This is a genomic window from Azonexus sp. IMCC34842, assembly GCF_050368855.1.
Taxonomy (GTDB): domain Bacteria; phylum Pseudomonadota; class Gammaproteobacteria; order Burkholderiales; family Rhodocyclaceae; genus Azonexus; species Azonexus denitrificans_A.
Window position 1 is genome coordinate 3,084,226 of record NZ_CP178449.1, and the last position, 24,579, is coordinate 3,108,804.

The 24,579-nt window shown below is 61.4% G+C and carries 26 protein-coding genes and 2 tRNA genes; 16 read left to right on the top strand and 12 right to left on the bottom strand.

All coding sequences use genetic code 11. The features are described from left to right. Positions 1 to 287: 287 nt before the first annotated feature. Genes ACLIKD_RS14550 through ACLIKD_RS14560 form a run of 3 tightly spaced genes read left to right on the top strand, consistent with a single transcriptional unit; the run spans position 288 to position 1,525 of the window. Entirely contained in the window at positions 288 to 605 is a 318-nt protein-coding gene (locus tag ACLIKD_RS14550; RefSeq protein WP_428825630.1) for a DUF883 family protein, read from the top strand. A 15-nt stretch (positions 606 to 620) separates the two neighbouring features. Further along, positions 621 to 770: a lmo0937 family membrane protein gene (locus tag ACLIKD_RS14555; protein ID WP_428825631.1), complete on the top strand. Its 150-nt coding sequence runs from the start codon at positions 621 to 623 to the stop codon at positions 768 to 770. Positions 771 to 823: 53 nt separating this feature from the next. Next, the gene (locus tag ACLIKD_RS14560; protein ID WP_428825632.1) at positions 824 to 1,525 is read left to right on the top strand and encodes a VIT1/CCC1 transporter family protein; all 702 of its coding nucleotides are present in this window, start codon (positions 824 to 826) and stop codon (positions 1,523 to 1,525) included. A gap of 60 nt (positions 1,526 to 1,585) precedes the next feature. Here the strand turns inward: ACLIKD_RS14560 and ACLIKD_RS14565 are convergent, their stop codons facing one another. Together ACLIKD_RS14565 and ACLIKD_RS14570 are read right to left on the bottom strand one after the other, a co-directional pair. Further along, positions 1,586 to 2,461, bottom strand: coding sequence for a hypothetical protein (locus ACLIKD_RS14565; protein WP_428825633.1), 876 nt, complete (start codon positions 2,459 to 2,461; stop codon positions 1,586 to 1,588). 2 nt (positions 2,462 to 2,463) lie between these two features. Continuing rightward, positions 2,464 to 2,775: a BON domain-containing protein gene (locus tag ACLIKD_RS14570; protein WP_428825634.1), complete on the bottom strand. Its 312-nt coding sequence runs from the start codon at positions 2,773 to 2,775 to the stop codon at positions 2,464 to 2,466. Between the two features lie 410 nt (positions 2,776 to 3,185). On the opposite strand from ACLIKD_RS14570, the gene ACLIKD_RS14575 reads away from it, so the two are divergent. The 4 genes from ACLIKD_RS14575 (at position 3,186) to ACLIKD_RS14590 (ending at position 7,402) form a co-directional block, all read left to right on the top strand. Next, entirely contained in the window at positions 3,186 to 3,383 is a 198-nt protein-coding gene (locus ACLIKD_RS14575) for a hypothetical protein (protein ID WP_226416966.1), read from the top strand. A 117-nt stretch (positions 3,384 to 3,500) separates the two neighbouring features. Beyond that, positions 3,501 to 4,010 carry a Spy/CpxP family protein refolding chaperone gene (locus ACLIKD_RS14580; protein ID WP_428825635.1) on the top strand — a complete coding sequence of 170 codons (510 nt, stop codon included), beginning with the start codon at positions 3,501 to 3,503 and terminating at the stop codon, positions 4,008 to 4,010. A 77-nt stretch (positions 4,011 to 4,087) separates the two neighbouring features. Then, positions 4,088 to 5,131: a phospholipase A gene (locus ACLIKD_RS14585; protein WP_428825636.1), complete on the top strand. Its 1,044-nt coding sequence runs from the start codon at positions 4,088 to 4,090 to the stop codon at positions 5,129 to 5,131. Between the two features lie 105 nt (positions 5,132 to 5,236). Beyond that, positions 5,237 to 7,402, top strand: coding sequence for a diguanylate cyclase (locus ACLIKD_RS14590; RefSeq protein ID WP_428825637.1), 2,166 nt, complete (start codon positions 5,237 to 5,239; stop codon positions 7,400 to 7,402). A 457-nt stretch (positions 7,403 to 7,859) separates the two neighbouring features. On the opposite strand, the gene ACLIKD_RS14595 is transcribed toward ACLIKD_RS14590, so the two are convergent. Further along, positions 7,860 to 7,947: transfer RNA gene (locus ACLIKD_RS14595), tRNA-Ser, on the bottom strand. 129 nt (positions 7,948 to 8,076) lie between these two features. Here ACLIKD_RS14595 and ACLIKD_RS14600 point away from each other — a divergent pair. Further along, positions 8,077 to 8,769, top strand: a complete 693-nt coding sequence (locus ACLIKD_RS14600) for a Bax inhibitor-1/YccA family protein (protein WP_428825638.1) — start codon at positions 8,077 to 8,079, stop codon at positions 8,767 to 8,769. Between the two features lie 64 nt (positions 8,770 to 8,833). Here ACLIKD_RS14600 and rlmD read toward each other — a convergent pair whose 3' ends face one another. Then, on the bottom strand, positions 8,834 to 10,135 hold the full coding sequence (gene rlmD, locus ACLIKD_RS14605; protein ID WP_428825639.1) for a 23S rRNA (uracil(1939)-C(5))-methyltransferase RlmD: 1,302 nt from the start codon (positions 10,133 to 10,135) through the stop codon (positions 8,834 to 8,836). A 51-nt stretch (positions 10,136 to 10,186) separates the two neighbouring features. Here rlmD and ACLIKD_RS14610 point away from each other — a divergent pair, with 51 nt between their 5' ends. After that, the gene (locus ACLIKD_RS14610) at positions 10,187 to 10,663 is read left to right on the top strand and encodes a hypothetical protein (protein ID WP_428825640.1); all 477 of its coding nucleotides are present in this window, start codon (positions 10,187 to 10,189) and stop codon (positions 10,661 to 10,663) included. Between the two features lie 136 nt (positions 10,664 to 10,799). After that, positions 10,800 to 11,027: a hypothetical protein gene (locus ACLIKD_RS14615; RefSeq protein ID WP_428825641.1), complete on the top strand. Its 228-nt coding sequence runs from the start codon at positions 10,800 to 10,802 to the stop codon at positions 11,025 to 11,027. 66 nt (positions 11,028 to 11,093) lie between these two features. Here ACLIKD_RS14615 and ACLIKD_RS14620 read toward each other — a convergent pair whose 3' ends face one another. The 5 genes from ACLIKD_RS14620 to ACLIKD_RS14640 form a co-directional block, all read right to left on the bottom strand. Beyond that, on the bottom strand, positions 11,094 to 11,861 hold the full coding sequence (locus ACLIKD_RS14620; RefSeq protein WP_428825642.1) for an MBL fold metallo-hydrolase: 768 nt from the start codon (positions 11,859 to 11,861) through the stop codon (positions 11,094 to 11,096). Beyond that, complete coding sequence (gene bamC, locus ACLIKD_RS14625; protein ID WP_428825643.1) at positions 11,858 to 12,985, bottom strand: outer membrane protein assembly factor BamC; 1,128 nt, start codon at positions 12,983 to 12,985, stop codon at positions 11,858 to 11,860. Before bamC ends, ACLIKD_RS14620 begins: the two co-directional genes overlap by 4 nt. A gap of 15 nt (positions 12,986 to 13,000) precedes the next feature. After that, positions 13,001 to 13,879, bottom strand: a complete 879-nt coding sequence (gene dapA / locus ACLIKD_RS14630) for a 4-hydroxy-tetrahydrodipicolinate synthase (protein WP_226416976.1) — start codon at positions 13,877 to 13,879, stop codon at positions 13,001 to 13,003. Positions 13,880 to 13,959: 80 nt separating this feature from the next. Continuing rightward, positions 13,960 to 14,931, bottom strand: coding sequence for a tRNA lysidine(34) synthetase TilS (gene tilS / locus ACLIKD_RS14635; RefSeq protein WP_428825644.1), 972 nt, complete (start codon positions 14,929 to 14,931; stop codon positions 13,960 to 13,962). Next, the gene (locus ACLIKD_RS14640; protein WP_428825645.1) at positions 14,900 to 15,868 is read right to left on the bottom strand and encodes an acetyl-CoA carboxylase carboxyltransferase subunit alpha; all 969 of its coding nucleotides are present in this window, start codon (positions 15,866 to 15,868) and stop codon (positions 14,900 to 14,902) included. Before ACLIKD_RS14640 ends, tilS begins: the two co-directional genes overlap by 32 nt. 216 nt (positions 15,869 to 16,084) lie before the next feature. Here ACLIKD_RS14640 and ACLIKD_RS14645 point away from each other — a divergent pair, with 216 nt between their 5' ends. Then, positions 16,085 to 17,263 (top strand): EAL and HDOD domain-containing protein, encoded by a 1,179-nt coding sequence (locus ACLIKD_RS14645; protein ID WP_428825646.1) that lies wholly within the window; start codon positions 16,085 to 16,087, stop codon positions 17,261 to 17,263. Here the strand turns inward: ACLIKD_RS14645 and ACLIKD_RS14650 are convergent. Then, positions 17,260 to 17,901, bottom strand: coding sequence for an MBL fold metallo-hydrolase (locus tag ACLIKD_RS14650; RefSeq protein WP_428825647.1), 642 nt, complete (start codon positions 17,899 to 17,901; stop codon positions 17,260 to 17,262). The genes ACLIKD_RS14645 and ACLIKD_RS14650 overlap by 4 nt on opposite strands. A 37-nt stretch (positions 17,902 to 17,938) precedes the next feature. Here ACLIKD_RS14650 and ACLIKD_RS14655 point away from each other — a divergent pair, with 37 nt between their 5' ends. Next, the gene (locus ACLIKD_RS14655; protein WP_428825648.1) at positions 17,939 to 18,868 is read left to right on the top strand and encodes an HDOD domain-containing protein; all 930 of its coding nucleotides are present in this window, start codon (positions 17,939 to 17,941) and stop codon (positions 18,866 to 18,868) included. A 39-nt stretch (positions 18,869 to 18,907) separates the two neighbouring features. Here ACLIKD_RS14655 and ACLIKD_RS14660 read toward each other — a convergent pair whose 3' ends face one another. Further along, positions 18,908 to 20,842 carry an ATP-binding cassette domain-containing protein gene (locus tag ACLIKD_RS14660; RefSeq protein ID WP_428825649.1) on the bottom strand — a complete coding sequence of 645 codons (1,935 nt, stop codon included), beginning with the start codon at positions 20,840 to 20,842 and terminating at the stop codon, positions 18,908 to 18,910. Between the two features lie 226 nt (positions 20,843 to 21,068). On the opposite strand from ACLIKD_RS14660, the gene ACLIKD_RS14665 reads away from it, so the two are divergent. The 4 genes from ACLIKD_RS14665 to ACLIKD_RS14680 all read left to right on the top strand — a co-directional run bounded on the left by ACLIKD_RS14665 (position 21,069) and on the right by ACLIKD_RS14680 (position 23,792). After that, positions 21,069 to 21,143 (top strand) — tRNA-Arg (locus tag ACLIKD_RS14665). A gap of 125 nt (positions 21,144 to 21,268) precedes the next feature. Next, a complete protein-coding gene (locus tag ACLIKD_RS14670) occupies positions 21,269 to 22,462 on the top strand; it encodes a GGDEF domain-containing protein (protein WP_428825650.1) in 1,194 nt (397 codons plus the stop codon). A 54-nt stretch (positions 22,463 to 22,516) separates the two neighbouring features. Further along, complete coding sequence (locus tag ACLIKD_RS14675) at positions 22,517 to 23,293, top strand: fused MFS/spermidine synthase (protein ID WP_428825651.1); 777 nt, start codon at positions 22,517 to 22,519, stop codon at positions 23,291 to 23,293. A 232-nt stretch (positions 23,294 to 23,525) separates the two neighbouring features. Further along, positions 23,526 to 23,792 carry a hypothetical protein gene (locus ACLIKD_RS14680; protein WP_226416985.1) on the top strand — a complete coding sequence of 89 codons (267 nt, stop codon included), beginning with the start codon at positions 23,526 to 23,528 and terminating at the stop codon, positions 23,790 to 23,792. A 108-nt stretch (positions 23,793 to 23,900) separates the two neighbouring features. On the opposite strand, the gene ACLIKD_RS14685 is transcribed toward ACLIKD_RS14680, so the two are convergent. Further along, positions 23,901 to 24,578 carry a response regulator gene (locus ACLIKD_RS14685; protein WP_226416986.1) on the bottom strand — a complete coding sequence of 226 codons (678 nt, stop codon included), beginning with the start codon at positions 24,576 to 24,578 and terminating at the stop codon, positions 23,901 to 23,903. Position 24,579: the final 1 nt, after the last annotated feature.

The following is a 24,579-nucleotide window of genomic DNA, read 5'->3' on the forward strand; positions in this document are numbered from 1 at the left end:
GCCCTTTTCGCCATCGATTCGACAAATACCGGGACGCTGTGTGCGATGGCGCACAGAATAGATCAGCCGAATCGAATACTGTCGGTCCTGGCGTCTGGTCTCCCCCAGATCGACGCCCGTAGCATTCAGCTCGGTAGCGGCAACGCTGTTACCGGGCTTTTTTTCGCGCTCACCAAACCGCCGCCGCCCGCACCGAAAAACCACGTCATCTGTGCGCCAACACACCGACCGCCACCGGGCAATCGACCATTCTTGCTTTGTATCCACACCGGCAAAGGAGCTGAATCATGGAAACGAAGGAAATGAGCGACAAACTCACCCGTACGGTGGACAGCGTAGCGAGCAATGCGCACAAGGCAATCGACAAGGTGTCCGGGGCGACCCGCCCGGCCATCGAACACATTGCCGCCGGCGCCCATCAGGCGGCCGACAAGCTCAACGCAACGGGCCGACAAATCAGGGAAAGCCAGGCGCGACTTACGGAAAATCTGCGTGGGCAGTTCCGTGAGCGGCCATTCACCAGCATCGGCATCGCCGTCGCCGCCGGCTTCCTGCTCAACTGGCTGCTCAGGCAGCGCCCGGCTGCCCGGCCACCAACTGAATAAAACGGAGGCAATAAAATGCTCTATACCATTGCTGTAGTAATGCTGATTCTCTGGCTGCTTGGCCTGGTCACGTCGACCACCATGGGTGGTTTTGTGCACATCCTGCTGGTCATTGCCGTCGTAGTCATCCTGATTCAGGTCATCGGCGGGCGCCGGGGCTTGTAACCGGCAGCACTATCGGCTGTACTGTAGGCCCTGAACAAACTACAGAACAGCCAATGAAAGCCTTTCGCCGCCACGCCGAACGTCACCGCACCGAGCGCATCGGCTGGTTGCGGGCGGCCGTACTTGGGGCCAACGACGGCATCGTGTCCACGGCCAGTCTGGTCGTCGGTGTCGCGGCAGCCAGTTCAAGCCCGGAGAACATCCTGATGGTCGGCGTTGCCGGCCTGGTCGCCGGAGCCATGTCGATGGCGGCTGGCGAATATGTCTCGGTGCACTCGCAGGCCGATACCGAAAATGCCGATCTGGCACGTGAGAAAGCCGAACTCGAGACCGACCCGGCGGCCGAACACCGCGAGCTGGAGGCCATCTATATCGCCCGTGGTCTCGAACCCGAACTGGCCAAACAGGTCGCTGTGCAACTGATGGCCCATGACGCCCTCGGCGCCCATGCCCGCGACGAACTGGGCATCTCCAAAGAGTTGGGCGCGCGCCCCCTGCAGGCCGCCCTGGCATCGGCTGCCAGTTTCGCGGTGGGGGCCGCGCTGCCGCTGATCAGTACCGCCCTGGCCCCGGCGACCGGGATTATTCTCTGGGTCTCCGTCAGTTCACTGGTCTTTCTCGCCCTGCTCGGCGCGCTGGCCGCCCGCGCCGGTGGTGCCGGCATGGTCCAGGGCACCTGGCGCGTCACCTTCTGGGGCGCACTGGCGATGGCGATCACCGCCGGCGTCGGCGCCTTGTTCGGCACGGTGGTCTGAATCAACAGCGCCTGGTCCGAGCCCGCTGGCGCGGCAGTCGGACTTTAACCGGTGCCAAGCCTAGCGGCCGCGACCGCGATCCTCGTTGTTGTTTTCCCGGCCGTGGCTGTCGCCGCCCCGACCCCGATTGTCGCGGCCCGGCTCGTCCGCCCTGACAGCCGGTTCGGGGGCTCGCGGCGACGGCTCGTTGGCCCGCCGCGGCGCTTCCGTCCGCTCGGCGGGTGGCGCCTGACGTTGCTGCATCGGCGAGGGCTGGCGTGGCTCGACCGGCTCGGCATTGCGGGCCGGTGGCCCCGAACGATCCGGCGCTTCGTGCGGTGCATCCGGGCGGCGGCTGTCGCCATTGCCGCGCGACTGGAATTGCTCCTGGGTTACCCGTTCGCGCGGCTGGTAGCGGTAATTTTCGGCGCGTATCGCATGTTGCTGCTCGACCGCCCGTGGATAGGCGTCGCCCCGGTACTGCCGCTGGTAAGTCGGCAATGGGGCGGGAGCGGGAGCGGCACGGCGATCCCGGCTGTTCCACTCCGGCCTCTGCCGTTCCCAGTCGTTGCCCCAGTACTGCCCCCAGCGCGGCGGCGCATCGGCCCGCCAGCCACGGAAATAGCGCGGCGGCTGACTGTAATAGCGGACCGGGATGCGCAGCACATAGACCGGCACGTACTCGGGCTCGACCGACTGCCAGGGACCGTTGTACCAGCTGCTCGAATACCACATGTCGCTGCGGTAGACCCAGAACAGGCCATCATAAAAGAAGAAGTTCGATTGCACGCTCGGTGCGTAGTAGGCCGGCAAGCCGGGAATCCTGACGAACTCGGGATAGCGGGCCATGTTGATGCCGACATTGACGCCGGGAAAGCCGATATTGACGCTGACCTGGGCCTGGGCCGAGGCGGCCGTGCCAAATGCCAGCGACAGGGCGACGAGCAGGGAGCGCATTTTCATTTGCTGGCCTGCACGCGCAGCGCCGTCGTATCGACGGCCTTGACGCCCTCAACCTTGGCGGCAATTTCCCGGACCCGGACGATTGCCTCCGGATTACCCAGCACGCCCGTCAGAACGACGACGCCATCGGTCGTCGTGACATTGACCTCGAAGCCCTTTCTGGCGCTGTCGGCGAGGATTTCCGACTTGACCTTGGTGGTGATCCAGCTATCGGCAGCGACCTGCTTGGTCATGGCCACAGCCTCCCGTGCATCGGCCTTGGCATTGTCGACGGTCCCGGCGCCGGCGCTGGCCGCTGTCGCGAACACGCTGCCGATTACCCATGCGGAAACCGAGCATGCCCGCCGGAATGAGTGTCCGCCAGCTACTGGAGGGACGTTTCGTTTTGCCGACCGCGATGCGGTCCACGGGAATGATTTCATGTTTACCTCGGAGAGAAGAGCAGAAGAGCGCACTTGAACGGTACGCTGAAGTCGCCGGATCGATCTTGCTTGGACAAGCGAACCCCGTCCGTGTGCCTGCGCACATTGTCTTCCCAGGCACGGCCGTGGGCGGCGCTCCTCATTTTTATGTGTGCTAGCGCACAGACCGCATTGAAACGCGCCGCCACTCTTGCTGCACCGGGCGCCGAAAACCGGGTAACGGCCTCGCCAAGGCCGCTGCGGAATCCGTGGCACCAACGGCGCCTCATCGTTGTTCGCACGCCAAGGAGATTCAAATGATCAAGAACCACAAAGTCGTCGTTACCACACTGGCGATAAGCGCCCTCGTTTTCGCGCTGTCGGGCTGCGAAAAACCGGCCGGTCCGGCGGAGAAAGCCGGCCAGGAAGTTGACAAGGCGGTGCAGAGCGCCGGGCAGCAGATCGAAAAAGCCGGTGAAAAAATCCAGGACGCGGCCAAGGATACGAAGAAATAAGTCGGCTGGTCGCTGCGTACGCTGCCGCACATTCAGCGGTAGCGAATCGGACTAGCCTTCGCTTCATCGCTCACCGGCTTGGCATCAGGCCCGTCCACTCGCCCAAGGAGATCCATCATGCCTCAGTTCCGCCCGTTGATTCCGTCGTTGTTCGTCGCCTCGATCCTCGCCCTGTGCAGCATCCCGGCCCTGGCCGAGATGTCTTGCGGGCCACTCGACGGTCACGGATATTTCCACGAGCACCGCGCCGAGCGGATGGAACAACGGCAAAAGACCCTGCATGAAAAGCTCAAGCTGAGCGCCGAGCAGGAAGCCGGCTGGAAAAAACTAATCGATTCAGAACATTCCGGCCCGTGGGCGAAAACGATAAAGAGGGATGACTGGGCCAAGCTCACCACGCCGGAGCGAGCCGAAAAGATGCAGGAACGGATGACGGCGCAGCAGACAGCAATGGCCGAGCATCTGGTCGTGCTCAAGGAGTTCTACGCGACGCTGACGCCGGCTCAGAAAAAGATCTTTGACGATTTCCACGTCGGCCCGCGGCGTGGCATGCGCGGCAAACCGGCCCCACACTCCGGCCCGCAACCGGCGCCGCTCCCGCCCAGAGCCGCAGTTGGCCAATCTTGACTGAAGCCGGCCGGAAGGCCTCCGGAGATCGGATTGTCCCGTCACACCGACGCTTTGCCAGCCGCAGGTGGCGCAGCATGGCGCCGGTCGCCGCAGCTCTGCTGGCCGGATCGTGCCTCGCCGCCGAGCCGGCCAGTTGCGCCAGCGAGGCCGACGATGCGCGCCGGCTGGCCTGCTACGACCGACTTTTCGCTACTTCGCCGGCCAGGCCAGTGACGCCACCGGCCAGCCGCGCCGCCGTCGCTAACGAGAAACCGCTGGCTCCGGCCATACCGGTCAAGCTCGATGCCGAACATCCGACCTCGGTCATGTCCAAAGCCTGGGAACTTGGCCCCGACGACAAGCGCGGCACCTTCGTGGTCCGGACTTACCTGCCCAACTTTCTGCTGCCGCTGCATTACACCACCCACGTCAATCAATCGCCGAACAGCCCAACCCAGGTGCCGGGCGCCAGCCACCCGAACTACAAGAAGATCGAAGCGAAGCTGCAAATCTCGTTGCGCGCCAAGGTTGCCGAAGACCTGCTGCTGCCCGGCGCCGATCTGTGGTTCGCCTTTACCCAGCGCTCGCTCTGGCAGGTTTGGGATCAGCAGGACTCGTCACCGTTCCGGAGCACCGACTATCAGCCGGAAGCGATCTACGTCATCCCCGTCCCGGCGAAGCTGGGCGACCTCCCCTTCGGCTGGAACCTGCGGATGATCCAGCTCGGTCTGGCCCACCAGTCGAATGGTCAAAGCGACCCGCTGTCGAGAAGCTGGAATCGCACCTATATCAGTGCCGGCTTCGAACACGGCGATGTCGGCCTGACGATTCGCGCCAATAAGCGCCTGCCCGAACCCAGCGACGACCAGAACCCGGACCTCACCAAATTCATCGGCCACGGCGAGGTCATGATGAACTGGTTTCCGGGCCCTTCGACGCTCGGCCTGACCTGGCGCCCCAATTTTCAACGCATCGAACGCGGCTCCGTTCAATTCGATTTGACCCACCCGGTCTTTGCCGACAAGCCAGCCGGTCTTCGCTGGTATGTCCAGTTTTTCAACGGCTACGGCGAGACCCTGCTCGACTACAACCATCGACAAACCCGGCTGGGCATCGGCTTGAGCCTGTTCCAGTTTTGAGCCAAACGGGCACACCAGGAAATCGGAGGCTAAGATGAAGCAGATGAATGACTACCAGCAATCGATAATCGGCAAGGCAGTAGCCGCATACCGGAAGGACGGGCATTGCTTCCTGCATTGATCCAAAACGCCAGACAGAACCGCATCATCTCGGCCCTGCCGATGACGGTGTATACCCGGCTGGAAGACGATCTGGAGATCGTCAGCCTACCCCTCGGCCAGACACTTTATGAGGCCGGCGACAATCTGGATTTCGTGTATTTCCCGACGACTTGCATCGTCTCGCTGATTTTCGCTACCGAGAACGGCTCCTCGTCGGAACTGGCAATGACCGGAAATGACGGCCTGATCGGCATTCCGCTGGTCCTCGGCGGCGAAACGACAACCCACAAGGTGGTCGTGCAAAATGCTGGCGAGGCCTATCGCCTGCGCGCCGAGGTATTTACCTGGGAACTCGACCAGGGCGGCTTTCTGCAGCGCCTTTGCCTGTGTTACGCCCAGGCGCTGATGACGCAGATGGCCCAGAGCGTGGTCTGCAATCGCCACCATTCGGTGGTTCAGCAACTGTGCCGTTGGCTGCTGCAAAGCCTTGACCAGTTGCCGGGCAACGAGCTGTACATGACCCAGGAACTGATCGCCAGCATGCTCGGCGTCCGCCGAGAAGCCGTCACCGAGGCTGCCGGAAAGCTGCAGGCCGCCGGGCTGATGCAATACCGCCGCGGGCACATTACGGTGACCGACCGGCCCGGCCTCGAAGCCCGGGTTTGCGAATGCTATGGCGTCGTCCGCGCCGAATATGACCGGATCTTCAAGCTGATGCCGGCGACGCTCCCCAAGAACCGCACCAGGCCGAATCCGGCCACCTTGCGCCAGCGTGCCGAGGCTCGATTTCAACAGACACCGCCAACAATGCCGACGACCACATGGGATACCGAACGGCTGGTGCACGAACTCCAGGTGCACCAGATCGAACTGGAAATGCATAACGAGGAGCTGCGCCATGCCTATGGCGAAGCCGACGCCTTGCGCGAAAAATATGCCGACATCTACGACTTCGCGCCAGTCGGCTATTTCACGATCGATCGGCACAGCCTCATTCTGCAACTGAATCTGGCAGGCGCCATCCTGCTCGGCATCAAGCGCTCGCAAATTGGCCGACACCGCTTTGCCGCCGCGATCAAGCCGGAATACCTGTTACCGTTCAAGCATTTTGTCGAAGACGTTCTCGACGACAAAGCCAAGAAAAATTGCGAGATCGTGCTTGCCGCGACCAGCCAGCGGCCCGAGGCGATCGTCAGGATCGAGGCGGTACCGGATGAAAGCACCAGTGAATGCCGGATGGTGGTGATGGATGTCACCGCCGAAAAACTGGCCGAACGGGCGGTGAACCTGCGTGAGCAATATCAGCGGGCGCTGCTCGACAATTTTCCGTTCATGGTCTGGCTGAAGGACGAGCAAAGCCGGTTTCTCGCGGTCAACGCGCCATTTGCCGAAATCCACGGCTGGTCTTCGGTCGATATCCCGGTTGGCAAGACGGATTTCGACATCAGCCCGCCGGAACAGGCCGAAACCTATCGCGCCGACGACCTGGCCGTGCTGAGCAGCGGCGAGCGGAAAAGCGGCGAAGAGCTGATCGAAATAAACGGCGAGCCGCATTGGCTGGAAACCTACAAGTCGCCAGTCGTGATGGACGGCAACCGGATCGGCACGGTCGGTTTTTCGCGGGATATCACCAAACGCAAGTTGATGGAAGACGAATTGCGCCGACTGGCGGCGACCGACCCGTTGACCGAACTGTTCACTCTGAAACATTTCCTGACGCATCTCGAAGCCGCCCACGCCAGCCTGAAACGCGGGGCCGACCAGTCGGTCGCCGTGCTCGAAATCAATATCGACTATCTCCAGTCGATCAACAGCAATCTCGGTCATGCCGCGGGCGATGCGGTACTCCGGCTGGTTTCCGGACTGTTGCGCGCCGAATTGCGCAAGACCGATGTCGCCGGCCGGATCAGCGGTGAAAAATTTGCCGTCCTGATGCCGGGTAGCGACGCCGCAGACGCCGAATCGTTCGCCGAGCGCCTGCGCAAAACCGTCGCCATGCCGAAAATAATCCTCGGCGAACGCCAAGGGGCGGTCAGCGTCAGCCTAAGCGTTGCGCTGATGGACGCCGCCGACCCAACAGCCGAAGCCGTGCTCAATCGGGCCGATGCGGCCCTGACGCTGGCCAAGGCGGCCGGTCTGACCGACGACAGGTCGGGGCCGCCCCACTGACTCAGCGCCCGACGGGTTCCTTCAGATTGCCTTCCCACTGGCAGGAGAACTCGTAACAGCGATAGCGTCGCAGGTGCCCGAAAATACTCCAGAACCGGTCGATCGGCCGGCGATGAACGCGGATCAGCTTGTGTTGCCTGCAAATCGGGCAAGCCGGCGAATCGGACGCATCGTGAAGACTCCCGGACCGACTCAGTGCGGCAACGGGATTGGCCATTGCCAGGCTTTGATTACCCATGCCAGCCTCCTTTCAACAAAATCCGGTGCGGCGAACACGACCATGCAGCAGGGTCGTTACGGCAATTGTCTGCTCAAGCCGGGTCGCGCTCTGTGTGCTCGCACACATTCGGAAAAATCAGGAAAAGATTCGCCAAGACATCGGTATTGAAGCGGATGGAAACATTCTCGATCGCGGTTTTTCCGCGAGAGTTACTGTACATTGCACCATCAGAACTTCTGGCGGGTCCGGTGAGATTCGAACTCACGATGGGTTTCCCCACGCCGGTTTTCAAGACCGGTGCATTCAACCGCTCTGCCACAGACCCCAGAAGGCGCGCATGATAGCATAAAGGTTAGCGATATTACCCGACCGCTTTACTCAACTATTATTGAAACTTTTCCCCGGCTCCGTTAGTCTTATTGCTTGAGAAAACCACAGAAAGGAAGCATCCCGCATGAACACTCACTACCAGACAGCCAACCAGGGTTCTCCGAGCCTTGCAGTGCAGCAGAATCGCGTCCTTCGTAACACCTACATGCTACTTGCCCTGTCCATGGTACCGACCGTACTTGGTGCGCTGGTCGGCATCCAGATGCAGTTCAGCTTCATGGCCGGTAGCCCGTTCATTGGTTTCTTGCTGTTCCTCGGCATTGCCTGGGGCTTCATGTACGGCATCGAGAAGAACAAGGACAGCGGTTTGGGTGTCGCCCTGCTGCTCGGTTTCACATTCTTCATGGGGCTGATGCTGTCCCGCATCCTGCAAGTTGCCCTGGGCTTTACCAACGGTAGCTCGATGATTGTCATGGCCGCCGCCGGCACCGGTGCCGTCTTCTTCACGATGGCAACCATCGCCACCGTCAGCAAGCGGGACTTCAGCGGCATGGGCAAGTTCCTGTTCATCGGCATGATCGTCGTGCTGCTGGCCGCCGCTGCCAACATCTTCTTCCAGATCCCGGCGTTGTCCCTGGCCATTTCGGCTGCGGCAGTCATGGTCTTCTCTGCCTACATCCTTTACGACATCAGCCGCATCGTGCAAGGCGGCGAAACCAACTACGTCAGCGCGACCCTTTCGGTCTACCTGAGCATTTACAATGTCTTCGTCAGCCTGCTGCAACTGATCATGGCCCTGACCGGCGAACGCGACTGATCAAAGCGTTGCAGAAACAACAAGGGCGGCCATGGCCGCCCTTTTTACATGCCGTGCCACCGCTTCAGGGACGCTCGAACACGGCGATCGATTCGACGTGCGCAGTATGCGGAAACATGTTGACCGCCCCCGCCGCAACAAACCGGTAGCCCTTGTTACCAACCAGTACCGCTGCATCCCGCGCCAGGGTCGCCGGATTGCACGAAACATAAACGATGCGCCGCGGCCCATCCTGCTGCCCGATGACCTTGACCAGCTCGAGCGCCCCTTCGCGCGGCGGATCGATCAGCATTTTGTCGAAATGCCCCAAGGCGGCCAACGATGCTTCGCTACATTCAAACAGGTTGGCCACCCCGAACTCGACCCGATCAGCCAGACCATTGGCCGTCGCATTCTCGCGCCCGCGCTGGACCAGCCCTTCGCTGCCTTCGACCCCGACTACTGTCGCCCCGGAGCGGGCGATCGGCAAGGTGAAATTTCCCAGACCACAGAACATGTCGGCAATTCGCTCGCCCGGCAAGGGGTCGAGCAAACGCAATGTGCGACGGACGAGAACACGATTGACGGCATGATTCACTTGGGTGAAATCGGTCGGTTTAAAGTCCAATTCCAGATCGAACTCGGGCAAGGTGTACGACAGGCGCGGACCGGGCAAGGGATGGAATCGGTAAACCGAATCCGGGCCTTTCGGCTGCAGATAGAAAACGACATCGTGGCGCTCGGCAAAATCGCGGAGCAACTGCTCGTCCCTGGCTTTCAACGGCTCGAGAATACGCAGGAGCAGCACCGTACAGTGTTCGCCGACCGACACTTCAACCTGCGGCAGACGCTCGGCGATGGATAGCGCAGCGAACAACTCACGCAGCGGCATCAGCAAGGCGGAAACGTGCGGCGGCAAAATCAGGCAACTACGCATGTCGGCGATATAACTGCTGCGCCACTCGTGGAAGCCGATCAGCACCCCACCCTTTTTGCTGACCTGGCGCACGGCCAGCCGGGCCCGATGGCGATAGCCCCAGGGCGCCCCGTGGATCGGCGGCAGCATCGTTTCGGGACGAACGCGACCGATGTGCCACAGGCTGTCTTCAAGCACCCGCTGCTTGGCGGCGACCTGCGCCGACGGGTCCATGTGCTGCATGGCGCATCCGCCACAGATGCCGTAATGCGGACAACGCGGCTCGACGCGCGCGGTAGAAGGTTTCAGAACGGCGACCAGATGCGCCAGCTCGTAGCTAGGTTTTCTCCGGAAACTGGCGTACTCAACCACCTCCCCCGGCAAGGCTGCATCGACAAAAATAGTCTTGCCTTCCAGTCGGGTAATGCCCCTGGCTTCGTGGTCCAGCGATTCGATAGTCCCGATCGGCACGCACAACTCCGCAAAAAGCGCGAATTCTATCAATCGGTTACACTAATAGCCATGTCTCGCGAACTGATTACTTCCTGGAGCGACTATCAGGCGGCAATAGACCGCCTGCTGGTTATGGCCTGCCAGAAAATCTGCATTTACGATGAGGATCTGGCCCAGCTCAGACTCGACTCCGAGAATCGCCAGAATGCGCTGAAGCGCCTTCTGCACGGCGGCCGCAACGAGACGCTGCAGATTGCCGTGCGCAACGCCGTTCCATTATCCCGTGCAAATCCCCTGCTGGTCGGATTATTGACGACGTACAGCCATCTCGCGGCGGCCCAACAAACCCCTCCCCAACTGGCCCATCTGCGGGACAGCATGCTGCTCGTCGATGGCAAGCATGCGCTGATCCGCTTCGAGCAGGACCAACCGCGGAGCAAGCTGTTGATCGATGAAGCCGAGGAATTGAGGCCTTATCTGCTGCGTTTTGGTGAAATATGGTCGGAAGGTGGCGAGCCAGTGAGAAATACTGCCCTTGGACTTTAACAACCGAGAAAATGCCGCGGTGCACCAATGCGGTTCTAATAAATAAAATTATTGCTATAATCACGGACTGATTAGGTCGTACCTGATCTCAGAAAATATTTAGCTATTACTGGCTCTTGTCGATAAGGAAATTCCAATGAATAAGTCTGTACTCGTTGCTGCTCTGCTGGCTGTTGCTCTGACTGCTTGTGGCAAGACCGAAGCCCCGGCTCCGGCCGCCCCGGCCCCGGCTCCGGCCGCTGTTGCTCCGGCCGCTCCGGCTGCTGAACCCGCTCCGGCCGCCGCTCCGGCTGCTGATGCTGCCAAGCCTGCTGAAGCCGCTCCGGCTGCTGATGCTGCCAAGCCTGCTGAAGAAAAGAAGTAATCCTTCTTGCTTCAATGAAAACGGGGCTTCGGCCCCGTTTTTTATTGCCCCGGCATTTCGTTCGGGTCACTGCACCTCGCGCCAGGCAAAACCACTATCGGGCATGGCCACACCTACCCAGCTCTCCGTGCATCCCAAGGCCTGCGCGATGGCGCCGGCAGCCAGTCCGGGCTGATTATTACGTTCGCTGAGGTGGGCTGCGACGATATGCTGCAAACGCGAACAGTCAATTTGCCGGAGCAATCCTGCCGCAACCGAGTTTTCAAGATGTCCGTAACGCCCGGCAATGCGCCGCTTCAGCGAGGCGGGATAGGAGGACCGGGCGAGCATTCCGGCATCGTGGTTGCATTCCAGCACCAACCCGTCGCAACCAGACAGGACGTCGCGGACATGTGGCGTGACTTCGCCAATGTCTGTCAGCACACCGAGGCGGCGCAGCGCATTGGAAAATACGTACTGCACTGGTTCACGCGCATCATGCGGGACGGGAAACGGCTGCACTTCAAGTTCGCCGATGGTCAGGGATCGATGGCTGTCGATCAGGCGTAAATCAAGTCCGGCTTCGACCTCCCGCGAGGCCACCCAGGTACCGTGCGTCATCCAGACCGGCAGCGCATATTTTCGAGCCAGCCGAAATACGCCGCCAAGGTGATCGCCATGTTCATGCGTTACGAGAATTCCGGCCAGATCGGCCGGCTGACGCTCGAGTCGGTGTAGCCGGGCCACGGTTTCCCGCAGCCCGAAGCCACAATCGAGCATCAGACAGGTCGCCCCGCTCTCGACCAGCAACGCATTGCCGGCGCTGCCACTGCCGAGCGAGGCGAAACGGATCACTGCAACTGCTGAAGGAGCAGACTGAGGATTTTCTTTGCCGTTTCGGATTTGTCGGTGCCGCCTTCGCTGGAAAGCACCTGCACAACACTCTGCGGGCCGCTATCGCCGACATGAATGCGATATTGGACCTTCGAGCTAGTCGGCAACTCCGGGCTCTTCCAGAAGGTGAGCTTGGACATCCAGCCAGCATCCTTCTTCTTGTTATCGGCTTCCGGGTCGACATAGCGGACGAAATACAGGCCACGCGAGCGGTCGCGATCCTCAACGGTGAAACCGACACGATCCAGTGCCAAACCGACACGGCGCCAGGCGCGGTCGAAGCGCTCGTAGACTTCCAGCGTACCGGCACCATCGTCCGACTTGGCCAGCTTGGCCCGGGGCTCGGCCTTGGCGGCAGCAACGGAGACTTCGGCGCGTTTTTCATCCGAACCCAGACGCACCATCAGGCGGCGCAGCATTTCAGCCTCAAGCTCGGGATCGGGCGGCCGCGGCTGCCAGCGGGTATCTTCCTTGGATGTCGAGGTATACACCTCTTCCATGCCGCGATGACTGATGAAAACATCGGTCGTGCCTGGCTCGCTACCGGGTTCGAAACGGGTGCGGAACTTGTCGCGCTCGCCCGTCGAGTAAAGCGAATCGAGCAGCTTGCCGATGGTGTTGCGAATGATGTCATCGGGAATCTTGGCGCGGTTTTCCGCCCAATCGGTTTCCATCACGCCGGCGTCGGGACGCTCAAGGCTGACGATGAAGCCGGTTTCCTGCCAAAAATCCTTGACGTTATCCCACAACTTGTCGGCGGGCTGCGCGACAACCAGCCAGCGCTGATTGCCGGAGCGTTCGACACGAACCTTGTCTACCTTCGGCAGAACAACCGAGTTCTGCGCCAGAGCGGCCGGCGTGCGATCGGCGCTGTAGGCAGAAAAGGTTGCACTGCCCTTGCCGGCCGCATCGGGAACTAGGAAGCGGTCATCGCGAGACACTTGCGAAAGGTCTGGCGGCACTTCCAGTGTCGGCGCCTTGCCGGATGACTTGTATTCGATTTTTCGGGAATCGGGAATGATGCTGCACCCCGCCATGGCAATGACGAGCAGCGAGAGAGTAAAACTGGAAAGCCGACGATTCATGTGTTTCATTCTCCGTCAGGCGATCACGCCGGCCTGCCGCATGGCGGCCAGTACGCGCGCCTGGTTTGCTTCGGACAGGGTGGTCAGCGGAAGGCGAATGCCACCCGACATCAGACCCAGTTGCTGGACAGCCCACTTGACCGGAATCGGATTCGCCTCGCAGAAGAGGTCACGATGCAGGCCGAGCAGCTTGAAGTGAATCTCGCGTGCCTTGGCAACGTTGCCGGCCGCAGCGGCAACGCACATCTCATGCATCAGGCGCGGCGCAACGTTGGCAGTCACCGAGATATTGCCGTGGAAACCAAGCAGGATCGATGCGATACACGTCATGTCATCGCCGCTGTACAGCGCGAATCCCTTCGGCGCACGGGCGATCAGGTCGCAGGCACGGTCGAGGTTGCCGGTCGCATCCTTGACGCCGACGATGCCCGGCACTGCGGCCAGACGCAGGATGGTGTCATTGGCCATGTCGGCAACGGTACGGCCCGGTACGTTGTAGAGCAGAACCGGCAACTCGACCGCTTCGGCGATCGCCTTGAAGTGGCGATAGAGGCCTTCCTGGGTCGGCTTGTTGTAATAGGGCACAACCGAGAGCGCCATGTCGGCACCGGCCTTTTTGGCGAATTCGGTGAGCTCGATCGCTTCCGACGTCGAGTTTGCCCCGGTGCCGGCGATGACCGGAATGCGGCCGGCGGCGTGGTCGACCGTGACGCGGATCAACTCGCAGTGTTCTTCGACATTGACGGTCGGCGATTCGCCCGTCGTGCCGACGATAACGATGGCGTCGGTTCCTTCCTGCACATGGAAATCGACCAACTTGCGCAGGGCGTTCAAATCGAGGCTGCCATCCTCGTGCATGGGCGTAACGATGGCGACAATGGATCCGGTAATCATGGCCTGTTTTTAGGAAAGATAATCTCTTGATTGTAACTGAAGGCTATTCAGAGCGGAAAGACAGGCTCTGTAAGAGATTGTTATTTTTGCGGCAACCACTGCAAACGACCACGGCCGCAACGCATCGTACCTTCCGGCAAAAGCAATTCCGGGTGGCGATCGGGGCCGGCCGTGCGCACCTGGTGCGCGAATTCGTCAAGCCGGGTCGCTACCGGCACCCGCCAACCGAGCTGACGCAATCGATAACGCAACACATTTTTCAGGCGCGCCGGTGAGAGCGTTCGCAGCACCGACAGACGCGCCGCCTCGCCATCAGCCGCCACTTGCCAGTCGATGCCGGCCAACTCGTCAAGCAGTCCGGCGGCCTCGGAAAAGTTTGCGGCAGCCTGCGCCAGGGTGGCCTCGGCCGCAGGAAACCGGCGAATCAACGCGGCCAGCACCTGATGGCGGATGAAATTCCGGGTCAGCGCCGTATCGGCATTGCTTTCATCGTCTACCCAAGCCAAGTCATGGGCCCGCGCATAGTCTTCAATTTCCGTCCGGGAAATATCGAGCAGCGGACGCAGCAAGCGCTGCCCGGCCAACTGGCGCTCAACGGGCATCGCTGCCGCCCCGGTCACCCCGGCGCCGCGCAGCAGATTGAACAAAATCGTTTCGGCCTGATCGCCGCGATGCTGGGCCAGCAGCAGGCAATCGGCCGGACATTCGGCAAACGCCGCATAGCGGGCCTGCCGGGCGGCCGCCTCGAGACCCTGGCCGGCGCGACGGTCGACCGTGACCTTGCTGATGGTCAGCGGGACCGCAAGGGCATGGCAATAGCGGGTGCAGAATTCGGCCCAGGCATCGGCATTGGGCGACAATCCGTGATGAACATGGATCGCCGCAAGGCGCCCGGCGTAGCCGAGCCGGCTCAGAAGATGGAGCAGAACGACCGAGTCGCAGCCACCGGAGAGGCCGACGCACAGCCGTTCGTCTGCTTGCAGGCGGGCGGCGAGAACCGCGCCGACCCGCGCCGGCAGATCAGGTGACAGGCTGTTCCTTGAAACGACCATAGCTCATCAGGCGCTCGTAGCGCGTTTCGAGCAGTTCCGTCGTTGACTGCCCGGAAAGGTGCTTGAGGGCGTCCTGCAAGGATTTCTTCAGGTTATGGGCCATTGCCGCATGGTCGCGATGTGCGCCGCCCAGCGGCTCGCTGACGATCTTGTCGATCAAGCCCAGGGTTTTCAGACGATGCGCCGTGATCCCCATGGTTTCTGCCGCTTCGGGCGCCTTGGCCGAGCTTTTCCAGAGAATGGAGGCACAGCCTTCCGGAGAAATGACCGAATAGGTCGAGTATTGCAGCATCTGCACGACGTCTCCGACGGCGATGGCCAGCGCACCGCCGGAACCGCCCTCGCCGATGATGGTGACGATGACCGGCACCCTCAGTTCGGCCATCACGTACAGGTTGCGACCGATGGCTTCGGACTGGCCGCGCTCTTCCGCATCAATGCCGGGATAAGCACCCGGCGTATCGACGAAGGTCATCACCGGAATGCCGAATTTCTCGGCCAGCTTCATCAGGCGCAGGGCCTTGCGATAGCCTTCCGGACGCGGCATGCCGAAGTTGCGGTAAATTTTTTCCTTGGTATCGCGGCCCTTTTGGTGGCCGATCACCATCACCGGCTGGCCATTGAAGCGGGCCAGACCGCCGACGATGGCGTGGTCGTCGGCAAATGCGCGGTCGCCATGGAGTTCTTCAAAATCGGTAAAGATCAGCGACAGATAATCCAGCGAATACGGCCGCTGCGGATGCCTGGCCACCTGCGAAATCTGCCACGGCGACAACTTGGCGTAGACATCCTTGGTCAGCTGCGCGCTTTTTTTCTCCAGTCGCTCGATCTCCTCGGAGATATCGACAGCGGAATCATCCTGCACAAAGCGCAATTCTTCGATCTTTGCTTCGAGGTCGGCGATGGACTGCTCAAAGTCGAGAAAACTAATTTTCATGGACGGCTCGTTGCTTAAGTTGGCGCGCATTTTACCCCAAAGCTCAGCATGCCCGCCTGTTCTCGATTCTAGCGGCTGCGGATCGCTGCGGCACAAGGCATCGGAGAATATTGGGGCGGCGCGCCCGAGACCGACTAGCGACCAGAAATCGCGGCCGACACAAGACGCCCCCGAGCGAGTTTGCTAACATCGCTCAATTAACCAAGAAAGCCCGACATGTCGCCCGCTGACCTTATCTTCATACACCCGCTGCTTGGCGCGGACGACTCCTGGTCAGGCTATCGCGTCGAATTCGCCGCGGGCGATGCCAACCCGAAAATCCTCGCCGATCTGTGCGCCTCGCCGCTGCTCAACGAATTCGATCATCGCCATCCCTGGTTCATCCCCGCCCTGCCCGGCGGCAGCGCCAAATGCCCGCTCGGCGCGCGCGCCGTCACCGTTTTCCCGGCGCAACCGGCAGCTGCGGATATCGAAGCCTTCGGGCAACTCGAGGCCAGCCTGCGGCAAGCACGCGGCAAACTCGGCCTGATTGCCTCGTCCGACGGAAAATTGCCGGGCACCGGCAGTTGGGAATACCTGCTGATCAGCACCAGCCATGCTCGAACCCTGCCACGGTTTGCCATGCACGGATTGTCCAGCCGCACCATTCTGGTCGCCACGGACGTGCCCAATCACAATGACCGAAACTGGGTCCTCGAGCATGCCTGCTCGCTGTCGAGCGGCGAGTTCCTGCTGTCACGCGCAGGCGCTGGCGGCAAAGCCGACATGACGCGCGTCCACCTGCTGGAACTGCTCGCCTTGATTGCCCAGGACGCCGACACCGAAGCGCTGGAAGAAATTTTCCGCCAGGAGTCGAAGCTCTCCTACAGCCTGCTCCGCCTGGTCAATTCGGCGGCCATCGCACCGCGCAGCCCGATCACCGGTTTTGCCCAGGCGATCGATCTGCTCGGCCGACGCCAACTGCAGCGCTGGCTGCAGCTATTGGTCTATGCCGACCCGAACAATGGCCTGCACCCCAATCCGCTACTCCAGAAAGCCGCCGCCCGCGGGCATCTGCTCGAACTGCTGGCGATCAGCCTGAAGCCGCGCCCGGTGGCCGAAAACCTGGAAGATGCCGCCTTCATGATCGGCACGTTCTCGCTGCTCAACGTGCTGCTCAACATGTCGATGCGGGAAATCCTGCAACAGCTGCCTCTTTCCGATCTCGTCCGCACGGCACTGGCCGAGTATGGCGGCCCGCTCGGCCAACTGTTGCGCGCCCTCGATAGCGCCGACATGCGCGACCTGACGAAAGCGGCCGAGGCTCTCGTCGAACTGGGCATTGATGGCGAGACCTTCGTCAAGGCCCAACTCGCAGCCTTGAGCTGGGCAGCGAAGATTCGTCCGACCGCCTAACCGAAGCGACCGCTCAAAAAGGGATTGTGTTTCCGCTCCTCGCCGAAGGTCGACATCGGACCATGACCGGGGATGAACTCGACCTCGTCACCCAGCGGGAAGAGCTTTTCCTTGATCGAGCGAAGCAGCGTTTGGTGATCCCCCTTGGGGAAATCGGTACGGCCGATTGAGCCCTGGAACAGGACATCGCCGACCTGGGCAAGATGGCTGGGCGGGTGATAAAAAACGATATGGCCCGGGGTATGGCCAGGGCAATGCAGGACATCCAGTTCGACCTCGCCGAAACGCACCTGGTCGCCCTGCTCCAGCCAGCGGGTAGGCACGAAGCTCTTGACGTCCGGAAAGCCGAACATCTTGCTCTGCTGCGCCATGCCATCGATCCAGAACGCGTCATCGCGGTGCGGCCCGTCGATCGGCACCCCGGTGCGTTCGGCCAACGCCGCGACGCCGCCGGCGTGATCGATGTGGCCGTGTGTAACGAGGATCAGGGCGAGCGTCAGGCCTTCGCCGGCCAGGGTTGCGAGGATGCGATCAATATCGCCACCGGGGTCGATTACCGCAGCTTGGCGGGTTTTTTCGCACCAGAAAATGGTGCAGTTCTGCTCGAAAGGGGTAACCGGAACAATTGCGTAGCGCATTTTTTAACCAAAATGTTTATTTCGCGGCCATTATCGCATGCTGGCACCCTTGCCCGGCGCAGCCCGCCCCCTTACACTCGGCGGCGTTGCAGGCACACTTATATTGAAGGACGACAAGAACATGCTCGACCACCCGCTTCCGGATATCGACGCTTGGGTATTGCTCTTCAGCAACAATACGCTGCCCGTGCTGCGCGTCACCAAGCGTCGCCTCGACGAAATGCGCGCCGACCTCGAGCGTGTCGATGCCCGCGAACTGGCCCATGTCATCCTGCAAGATCCGATCATGACCGTTCGCGTCCTGGCCTATATCCAGCCGATGCGGGGCCGGGCCCTGCAGCACGACATCACGACCATTGCCAGCGCCGTGATGATGGCCGGCATGGAGCCGTTTTTCCGGCGTTTCGAGGAATTGCCGACCATCGAGGGGATGCTGAAGGGCGTGGACCCGCACGCCCTGCTCGGGGTTCTGCAGGTCATCCGGCGCGCCCAGCGGGCGGCGGACTACGCCCAGGACTGGGCGATCTGGCGTCACGACGTGAATATGGAAGAAGTGCGTATCGCCGCGCTACTCCACGATCTGACCGAAATTCTCGTCTGGTGCTTCGCGCCCAAACTCGGCCTGGACATTCGCGCCCAGCAGATCGCCAAGCCGACCATGCGCAGTACCGATGCCCAGAAGCACATCATCAACAACACGTTTCAGGATATCCAGCTGGCGCTGTGCCAGGTCTGGCATCTGCCGGAATTGCTGCTCCGCCTGATCGACGATTCCAATGCCGAACAACCGCGTGTCAAGAATGTCGCGCTCGCCGTCCGTCTCGCCCGGCACTCATCGCACGGCTGGGATGACCCGGCCCTGCCCGACGATTTCACCGACATCGGTCAACTGTTGAACATCACGCCGGAAGCGGTGCGTCAGCGTATCGGCCTGGAGCCGATGCCGGCCCGCGAGGCGGAAGACTAACCCCGCCCCACGGCAAACCGGCCGGCGCGGGTAGCCGCCTCAGGACAGGCTGGCGGCCCGCGCCTCAAGCACTTCCCAACGTTCGAGACATTCCAGCAATTCGTCGTCGATGGCCGCCAGGCGGGCGACCGCCTGTTGCGCCGTGGACGGATCGCTCTGGTAGAGCGTGGCATCCGCCAGCAATTTGCCGAGTTCGAGCTGCTCAGCCTCCAGCCCGGCGATTTTCCCGGGCAAGGTTTCCAGTTCGCGCTGCTCCTTCCAGGGCAGCTTGCTGACCTTGGCCTTGGCCGCCTCGACCGGCTTGCCGACCGGCTTGCCGACCGGTTTGGCTTCCTGTTTCTGGCGGGCCGCATCCTTGGCAACGCTTGCCTTGTAGGCCGCCCAGTCGCTGTAACCGCCGGCATATTCCGACCAGCGGCCATCGCCCTCGGCGGCAATGGTCTGCGTCACCACGTTGTCGAGGAAGGTCCGGTCGTGGCTGACCAGGAACAGCGTTCCGGCATAGTTGGCCAGTAGTTCTTCGAGTAGTTCCAGGGTTTCGATATCGAGATCGTTGGTCGGCTCGTCGAGCACCAGCACATTGGCCGGCTTGGCGAACAGGCGGGCCAGCAGCAGCCGGTTGCGCTCGCCGCCGGACAAGGAACTGACCGGCGAACGGGCACGCTCCGGGGCAAAGAGGAAATCTTCCAGATAGCCGATGACGTGTTTCCTGGCACCACCGATTTCGACGAAGTCGGAGCCCGGCGAGATGATGTCGATCAGCGTCGAGTCAGGATTCAACTGGGTACGGAACTGGTCGAAGTAGGCCACATCGATCTTGGTGCCGAGGCGGACGATCCCTTCATCCGGCTGCAGTTCGCCAAGGATCATCCGTAGCAGCGTCGTCTTGCCGGCGCCGTTCGGGCCGATCACGCCGATCTTGTCGCCCCGCTGGATGCGCGTCGAGAAATCGCCGACGATGGTCCGGCCGCCGTAGCGTTTGGTCACATGTTCCAGTTCGGCGACCAGCTTGCCGCTCTTGTCGCCGGAATCGAGCTGCAGATTGACCTTGCCCATCCGCTCGCGCCGCGCCTGGCGCTCGGCCCGCAACTGATCGAGCCGCTGGACGCGGAAGACGGCGCGCGTGCGCCGCGCCTCGACTCCCTTGCGGATCCAGACTTCCTCTTCCTTGAGCAATTTGTCGGCGCGGGCATTAGCCAGCCCCTCTTCATGCAGCAAGGCTTCCTTGCGCTGCTGATATTCCTGGAAACTGCCGGGGAAACTGACCAGCTTGCCGCGATCCAGTTCGACGATGCGCGTACAAACATGGTCGAGGAAGGAGCGGTCGTGGGTGATGAAGAACAAGGTGACATTCGTCTCGATCAACATGTTCTCCAGCCACTCGATGGCCGCGATATCGAGGTGATTGGTCGGCTCGTCGAGGAGCAGGACCTCCGGCGCCACGGCCAGCGCCTGGGCCAGTGCCAGGCGTTTCTTCTGGCCGCCGGAGAGACTGCCGACCAAGGCATCCGGATCGAGACTGAAGCGTTCAATGACGCGCTCGGCCTGCGCCTCGTAAGCCCACGCACCGCAGGCCTCCATCTCGTGCTGCAGGGTTTCCATGCGGGCCAGCAGCGCCTCGTGGTCGACGTCAGGCTCGGCCATCTGGTGCGTCACTTCATGATAGGCGGCGAGCAGTTTGGACGCTTCGCCCATGCCGGAAGTCACCGCCTCGAAAACCGTCATCTCCGCCTCGAACGGCGGCTCCTGCGGCACATAGCCGACGCGGATGCCGGGCTGCACCCAGACCTCGCCGTCATCGAGTTTGCCGCGCCCCGAGCCGCCAGCCAAGGCGGCGAGCAAGGAGGATTTACCGGTCCCGTTACGGCCGATCAGCGCGACACGCTCACCCGGATCGAGCAGAAAATCGGTGTGATCGAGAAGCGGCACGTGGCCGTAGGCAAGACAGGCAGAGGAGAGTTTTAGATAGGGCATGGGCGCTAAATGAGTGCGGCGCCTCGCAAGGCGCCGCGTTGGGAATAAAGGGATTCTAGCCGCTCGCGAGGCAAAGCGCGAAAGTTGTCTCGGCAAGGCCGCCGCCAGAGGCGGTCGATTCGGCAGCCGATCGTGACTTTGGCCATTGCCGTTTTCATCGCGCGCCAATCTTTCACAAGGGCCTCCCGCACCGGTACAATGCGCCCCTGCCGGAAAAATGCGGCTCGCCTCCATAGTTAAATGGATATAACACGCCCCTCCTAAGGGCGAATTGGTGGTTCGATTCCACCTGGGGGCACCAAGAAGCCGTTCGAATCGCGAGCCTTTTCAGCCCGAGCTTTCACCGAGACGACAAAACGCTTCGCCGGCCCCGTCACCAAGCGGGCTTCCTCGGACGTGCCATCAGAAGTCCTCACCTCATCCAGCATGTCTCTCGACCCCCAGACTCTCTTTATCGTAAGCGTCACCAATCTCCTGGCATTGGCGATACTGCTGCCGCTGATCATGGGCGGGAGGCTCAGTCCAGCCGCCAAAGCGGCACGCCTTTCATTGATCGTGCATGCCGGCGCCTGGATTGCCGTCATCCTTTCCGAACAAACGACCAGCCAGTGGGCGAATCTCGTTTTGTCCACCCTCTCGATGGGCTGCTACAGCGCCAGTCACTGGCTTCTTTACCGCGCCCTGAGCGAATGGCTGGGACCACGCAAGCTCCGGCGGACGTTAGCCACCCTCGCCGTAACGATGCCGATCGGCTACGCCATTGCATTCGACAACTACGCTTGGCGAGTTGGCTGGGCCAATCTGCTGATTGCCTTGCAGCTCCTCATCCTCGCCCAGGCAACGCTGCATCCAGCGTCGAAACGCCATGGCTCGTGGCGCTTTGCGCTCTGCATCTGTTTCTCGGCGATGGCCGCCTTGACGTTGGCCCGAGGCTTTCTCGGCGCCTTCCATACCGACCTCTATCCGAGTTTTGCCACGCCGCACCCGATCAATATCATGTCGTTGCTGGTGGCCAACGCGGCGATGATCTTGAGCAACGTCTCGGTCCTGGTCGCTTGGCGCGAGGAGGCGGAACTGCAGCTACGCGAACTGATAGCAGTCGATCCGCTGACCACCTTGCTGAATCGTCGCGGCTGGGATGAGCGGGGAACGCATGCTTTCTCGCTGGCTTTACGCCATCAACAGCCGCTCTCCCTGCTCTCGATGGATATCGATCATTTCAAGCAAATCAACGACCACTACGGGCATGAGGCGGGAGACGCCGCCTTGCGTCTATTCGGGCAACTGCTGCACGAGCAACAACGGACCGGCGACATCATTGCCCGGATTGGCGGCGAGGAATTTTGTGTCGTGCTCCCGATGGCCGGCCTAGATGCCGCACAAGGCTTCGAACGGCGCTTGCGTAGCCTGCTCGATAGCCAGGCAACAGAGAAACTCGGCTTTTCCTTCAGCTTCAGCACGGGACTGGCCTGCCTGACGCCAGCCGATCGCAGCCTCGAGAATTTGCGGCAACGTTCCGACCAAGCCTTGTATCAAGCGAAAAATGCCGGGCGAGGACGCCTGGTGATGCATGACGACCACTTGCCGGGAATCGATCGAGCAAGTTTCAGCACGACCTAAGTCAGAAAGCCTTGGCGGCTACAATACCGCCCCACCTCACCGCCCCGCCGAACCATGAAAAAAAGCGCCACGACTCCCCGCCACTCCGTCGACATCAGCGAAGAGGCTGGCGTGCGCAACCTGCATTTCGGCTCGGACTGGATCCAGGGCGCCATGCGCATCGCCCGTCCATGGTCGCTGGAACTGGCCTATACCCGCGAAATGATGGCCGGGCTGCTGCTCCGGCAAACCGGCCAGTGGCCGCGCCATGCGCTGCTGATCGGCCTCGGCGCGGGGTCGCTGGCCAAGTTCATTTACCGCAATCTGCCGAATTGCCGGATCACCGTCGTCGAGATCAATCCGCAGGTCGAATTCATCGCCCGCCAGTATTTCAAGCTGCCGGACGATCCACGCCGCATCGATGTCGTCATCGGTTGCGGTGCCGACTACATGCTGAGCGGCGAGCGTCAGTTCGACTACATCCTGGCCGACGGTTTCGACCCGGAAGCGCGGGCCGGCGCGCTCGACACCCTGCCTTTCTATCAGGCCTGCCGGGCCAGGCTGAGCGAGCGCGGGCTGTTCTGCGCCAATCTGCTGGGCCGCAACAAGAGTTTCCAGGCCAGCGCCGAACGAATCAGGACGGCTTTCGATGGCCGGCTGACGGTCTTCCCCTCCTGCGACAGCGGCAACACCATCGTCTTCGCCACCGGCGGCGAGCCGGTCGATGTCTCGCTCGACGAACTGCGCGAGCGCGCGGTGAAACTGAAGCAGGAGTCCGGCCTCGACTTGTTGCCGACGATCAGCCGCCTGCAACTGGGCGCCTCTTTCCCGGATAGCCGCCTGTCGATCTAAAAAACCCGGGCGGAATTATTTCGGGTGCCGGTTCCCGCCAGCGCGGGGTTGCAGGGTTTGCTCGGCCATCGGAACGATTTTTCGCGCCGACGTTTCCCCTTGATTTCCGGCCTTGCTGGGCTAACAATAGAATTGTCCTCCACCGATAACAACGACAAGGCGGCAAGAACAACGATAACTAGCAGGGGTTGTCGACCTTCATTTATCAACTGCCAAAAGCCAAGAGGAGACTATGCTTTCATTTCAGGATGTTATGGATTACTGCGATCTCGACCGCGGTGAAATAGAAGCTGTCGCGGAACATGAACACATACCGATGACAGTAGCGGCGGAGATGGGCGAGTTTCTGCTTTGTACGCCGGATGGCGTCTGTCGGCTGCATTCGATGATTATCGACAACATGCAGCAGGCGCTTGATGCCGGCCATTACGAGCATGCGCAGGAGTTGGCGAAGACTTACGAACACCTGCAACGCTCCCACCCGATCCCGAATCACTGAGTTTATTCCTCGCCCTCGAGGAACTCGCCGGCCATCAGCCGGCATAAGGCTCCCGCCCTTGCGGCCGGAGCCTTTCTTTTGGCCAACGAAAAAGCCCGGCAAGCGCCGTCAGGCGCTGGGCGAGGCACTCCGGTTCTGGCCAAAACCGTGTTCGACGGCGTACAGCGCGACCTGCACGCGGCTGCTCATGTTCAGCTTCTTGAAGATGTTCTGGACGTGGATCTTGACCGTGCTTTCGGCCAGGTCGAGCTTGCGGGCGATTTCCTTGTTGCTTTCGCCCTGCGCCAGACTGGCCATGATGTCGCGTTCTCGCGGCGAAAAACGGTCGCGTTCGAGCATCGCCGGCTCCCCCTTGGGCGAGGCCCGGACGCCCTGGATCAGCTTGGCGGTCATCTGCTGCGATACCACCGAATCCCCTTGCGCCGCCCGCCGGATGGCGTCGATCAGCGTATCGGTTTCGATATTTTTCAGCAGATAGCCGCTCGCCCCGGCCCGCAGCGCGTCCATCAGATCGCGCGCATCCTCGGAAACGGTCAGCATCAGCACATGGACATCGGGCATCTCCTCGGCGATCACCTTGACCGCTTCCAGGCCGGAAATGCCGGCCATGTGCAGATCGAGCAACACGACATCGGGCTTCAGCGAACGGGCGCGCTTGATGCCTTCCAGCCCGTCGCCGGCCTCGCCGACAACGTCGAAATCGTCGTTGCGCTGGAGCAGGGACTTGATACCGCTGCGGAACAGGGTGTGATCGTCGACCAACAGGACACGGATTTTTTCGCTCATT

Excerpts from the sequence above, each read along its gene's own strand:
- ACLIKD_RS14645 (WP_428825646.1), top strand. The coding sequence starts at position 16,085 with ATGTCGCCCGCTGACCTTATCTTCATACACCCGCTGCTTGGCGCGGAC.
- ACLIKD_RS14670 (WP_428825650.1), top strand. The coding sequence starts at position 21,269 with ATGTCTCTCGACCCCCAGACTCTCTTTATCGTAAGCGTCACCAATCTC.
- ACLIKD_RS14575 (WP_226416966.1), top strand. The coding sequence starts at position 3,186 with ATGATCAAGAACCACAAAGTCGTCGTTACCACACTGGCGATAAGCGCC.
- ACLIKD_RS14585 (WP_428825636.1), top strand. The coding sequence starts at position 4,088 with ATGGCGCCGGTCGCCGCAGCTCTGCTGGCCGGATCGTGCCTCGCCGCC.
- ACLIKD_RS14660 (WP_428825649.1), bottom strand. The coding sequence starts at position 20,842 with ATGCCCTATCTAAAACTCTCCTCTGCCTGTCTTGCCTACGGCCACGTG.
- ACLIKD_RS14565 (WP_428825633.1), bottom strand. The coding sequence starts at position 2,461 with ATGCGCTCCCTGCTCGTCGCCCTGTCGCTGGCATTTGGCACGGCCGCC.
- ACLIKD_RS14655 (WP_428825648.1), top strand. The coding sequence starts at position 17,939 with ATGCTGGCACCCTTGCCCGGCGCAGCCCGCCCCCTTACACTCGGCGGC.
- bamC (WP_428825643.1), bottom strand. The coding sequence starts at position 12,985 with ATGAATCGTCGGCTTTCCAGTTTTACTCTCTCGCTGCTCGTCATTGCC.
- ACLIKD_RS14580 (WP_428825635.1), top strand. The coding sequence starts at position 3,501 with ATGCCTCAGTTCCGCCCGTTGATTCCGTCGTTGTTCGTCGCCTCGATC.
- dapA (WP_226416976.1), bottom strand. The coding sequence starts at position 13,879 with ATGATTACCGGATCCATTGTCGCCATCGTTACGCCCATGCACGAGGAT.
- tilS (WP_428825644.1), bottom strand. The coding sequence starts at position 14,931 with ATGGTCGTTTCAAGGAACAGCCTGTCACCTGATCTGCCGGCGCGGGTC.
- ACLIKD_RS14600 (WP_428825638.1), top strand. The coding sequence starts at position 8,077 with ATGAACACTCACTACCAGACAGCCAACCAGGGTTCTCCGAGCCTTGCA.
- ACLIKD_RS14675 (WP_428825651.1), top strand. The coding sequence starts at position 22,517 with ATGAAAAAAAGCGCCACGACTCCCCGCCACTCCGTCGACATCAGCGAA.
- ACLIKD_RS14560 (WP_428825632.1), top strand. The coding sequence starts at position 824 with ATGAAAGCCTTTCGCCGCCACGCCGAACGTCACCGCACCGAGCGCATC.
- ACLIKD_RS14640 (WP_428825645.1), bottom strand. The coding sequence starts at position 15,868 with ATGAAAATTAGTTTTCTCGACTTTGAGCAGTCCATCGCCGACCTCGAA.
- ACLIKD_RS14650 (WP_428825647.1), bottom strand. The coding sequence starts at position 17,901 with ATGCGCTACGCAATTGTTCCGGTTACCCCTTTCGAGCAGAACTGCACC.
- ACLIKD_RS14685 (WP_226416986.1), bottom strand. The coding sequence starts at position 24,578 with ATGAGCGAAAAAATCCGTGTCCTGTTGGTCGACGATCACACCCTGTTC.
- ACLIKD_RS14610 (WP_428825640.1), top strand. The coding sequence starts at position 10,187 with ATGTCTCGCGAACTGATTACTTCCTGGAGCGACTATCAGGCGGCAATA.
- ACLIKD_RS14555 (WP_428825631.1), top strand. The coding sequence starts at position 621 with ATGCTCTATACCATTGCTGTAGTAATGCTGATTCTCTGGCTGCTTGGC.
- ACLIKD_RS14550 (WP_428825630.1), top strand. The coding sequence starts at position 288 with ATGGAAACGAAGGAAATGAGCGACAAACTCACCCGTACGGTGGACAGC.
- ACLIKD_RS14615 (WP_428825641.1), top strand. The coding sequence starts at position 10,800 with ATGAATAAGTCTGTACTCGTTGCTGCTCTGCTGGCTGTTGCTCTGACT.
- ACLIKD_RS14680 (WP_226416985.1), top strand. The coding sequence starts at position 23,526 with ATGCTTTCATTTCAGGATGTTATGGATTACTGCGATCTCGACCGCGGT.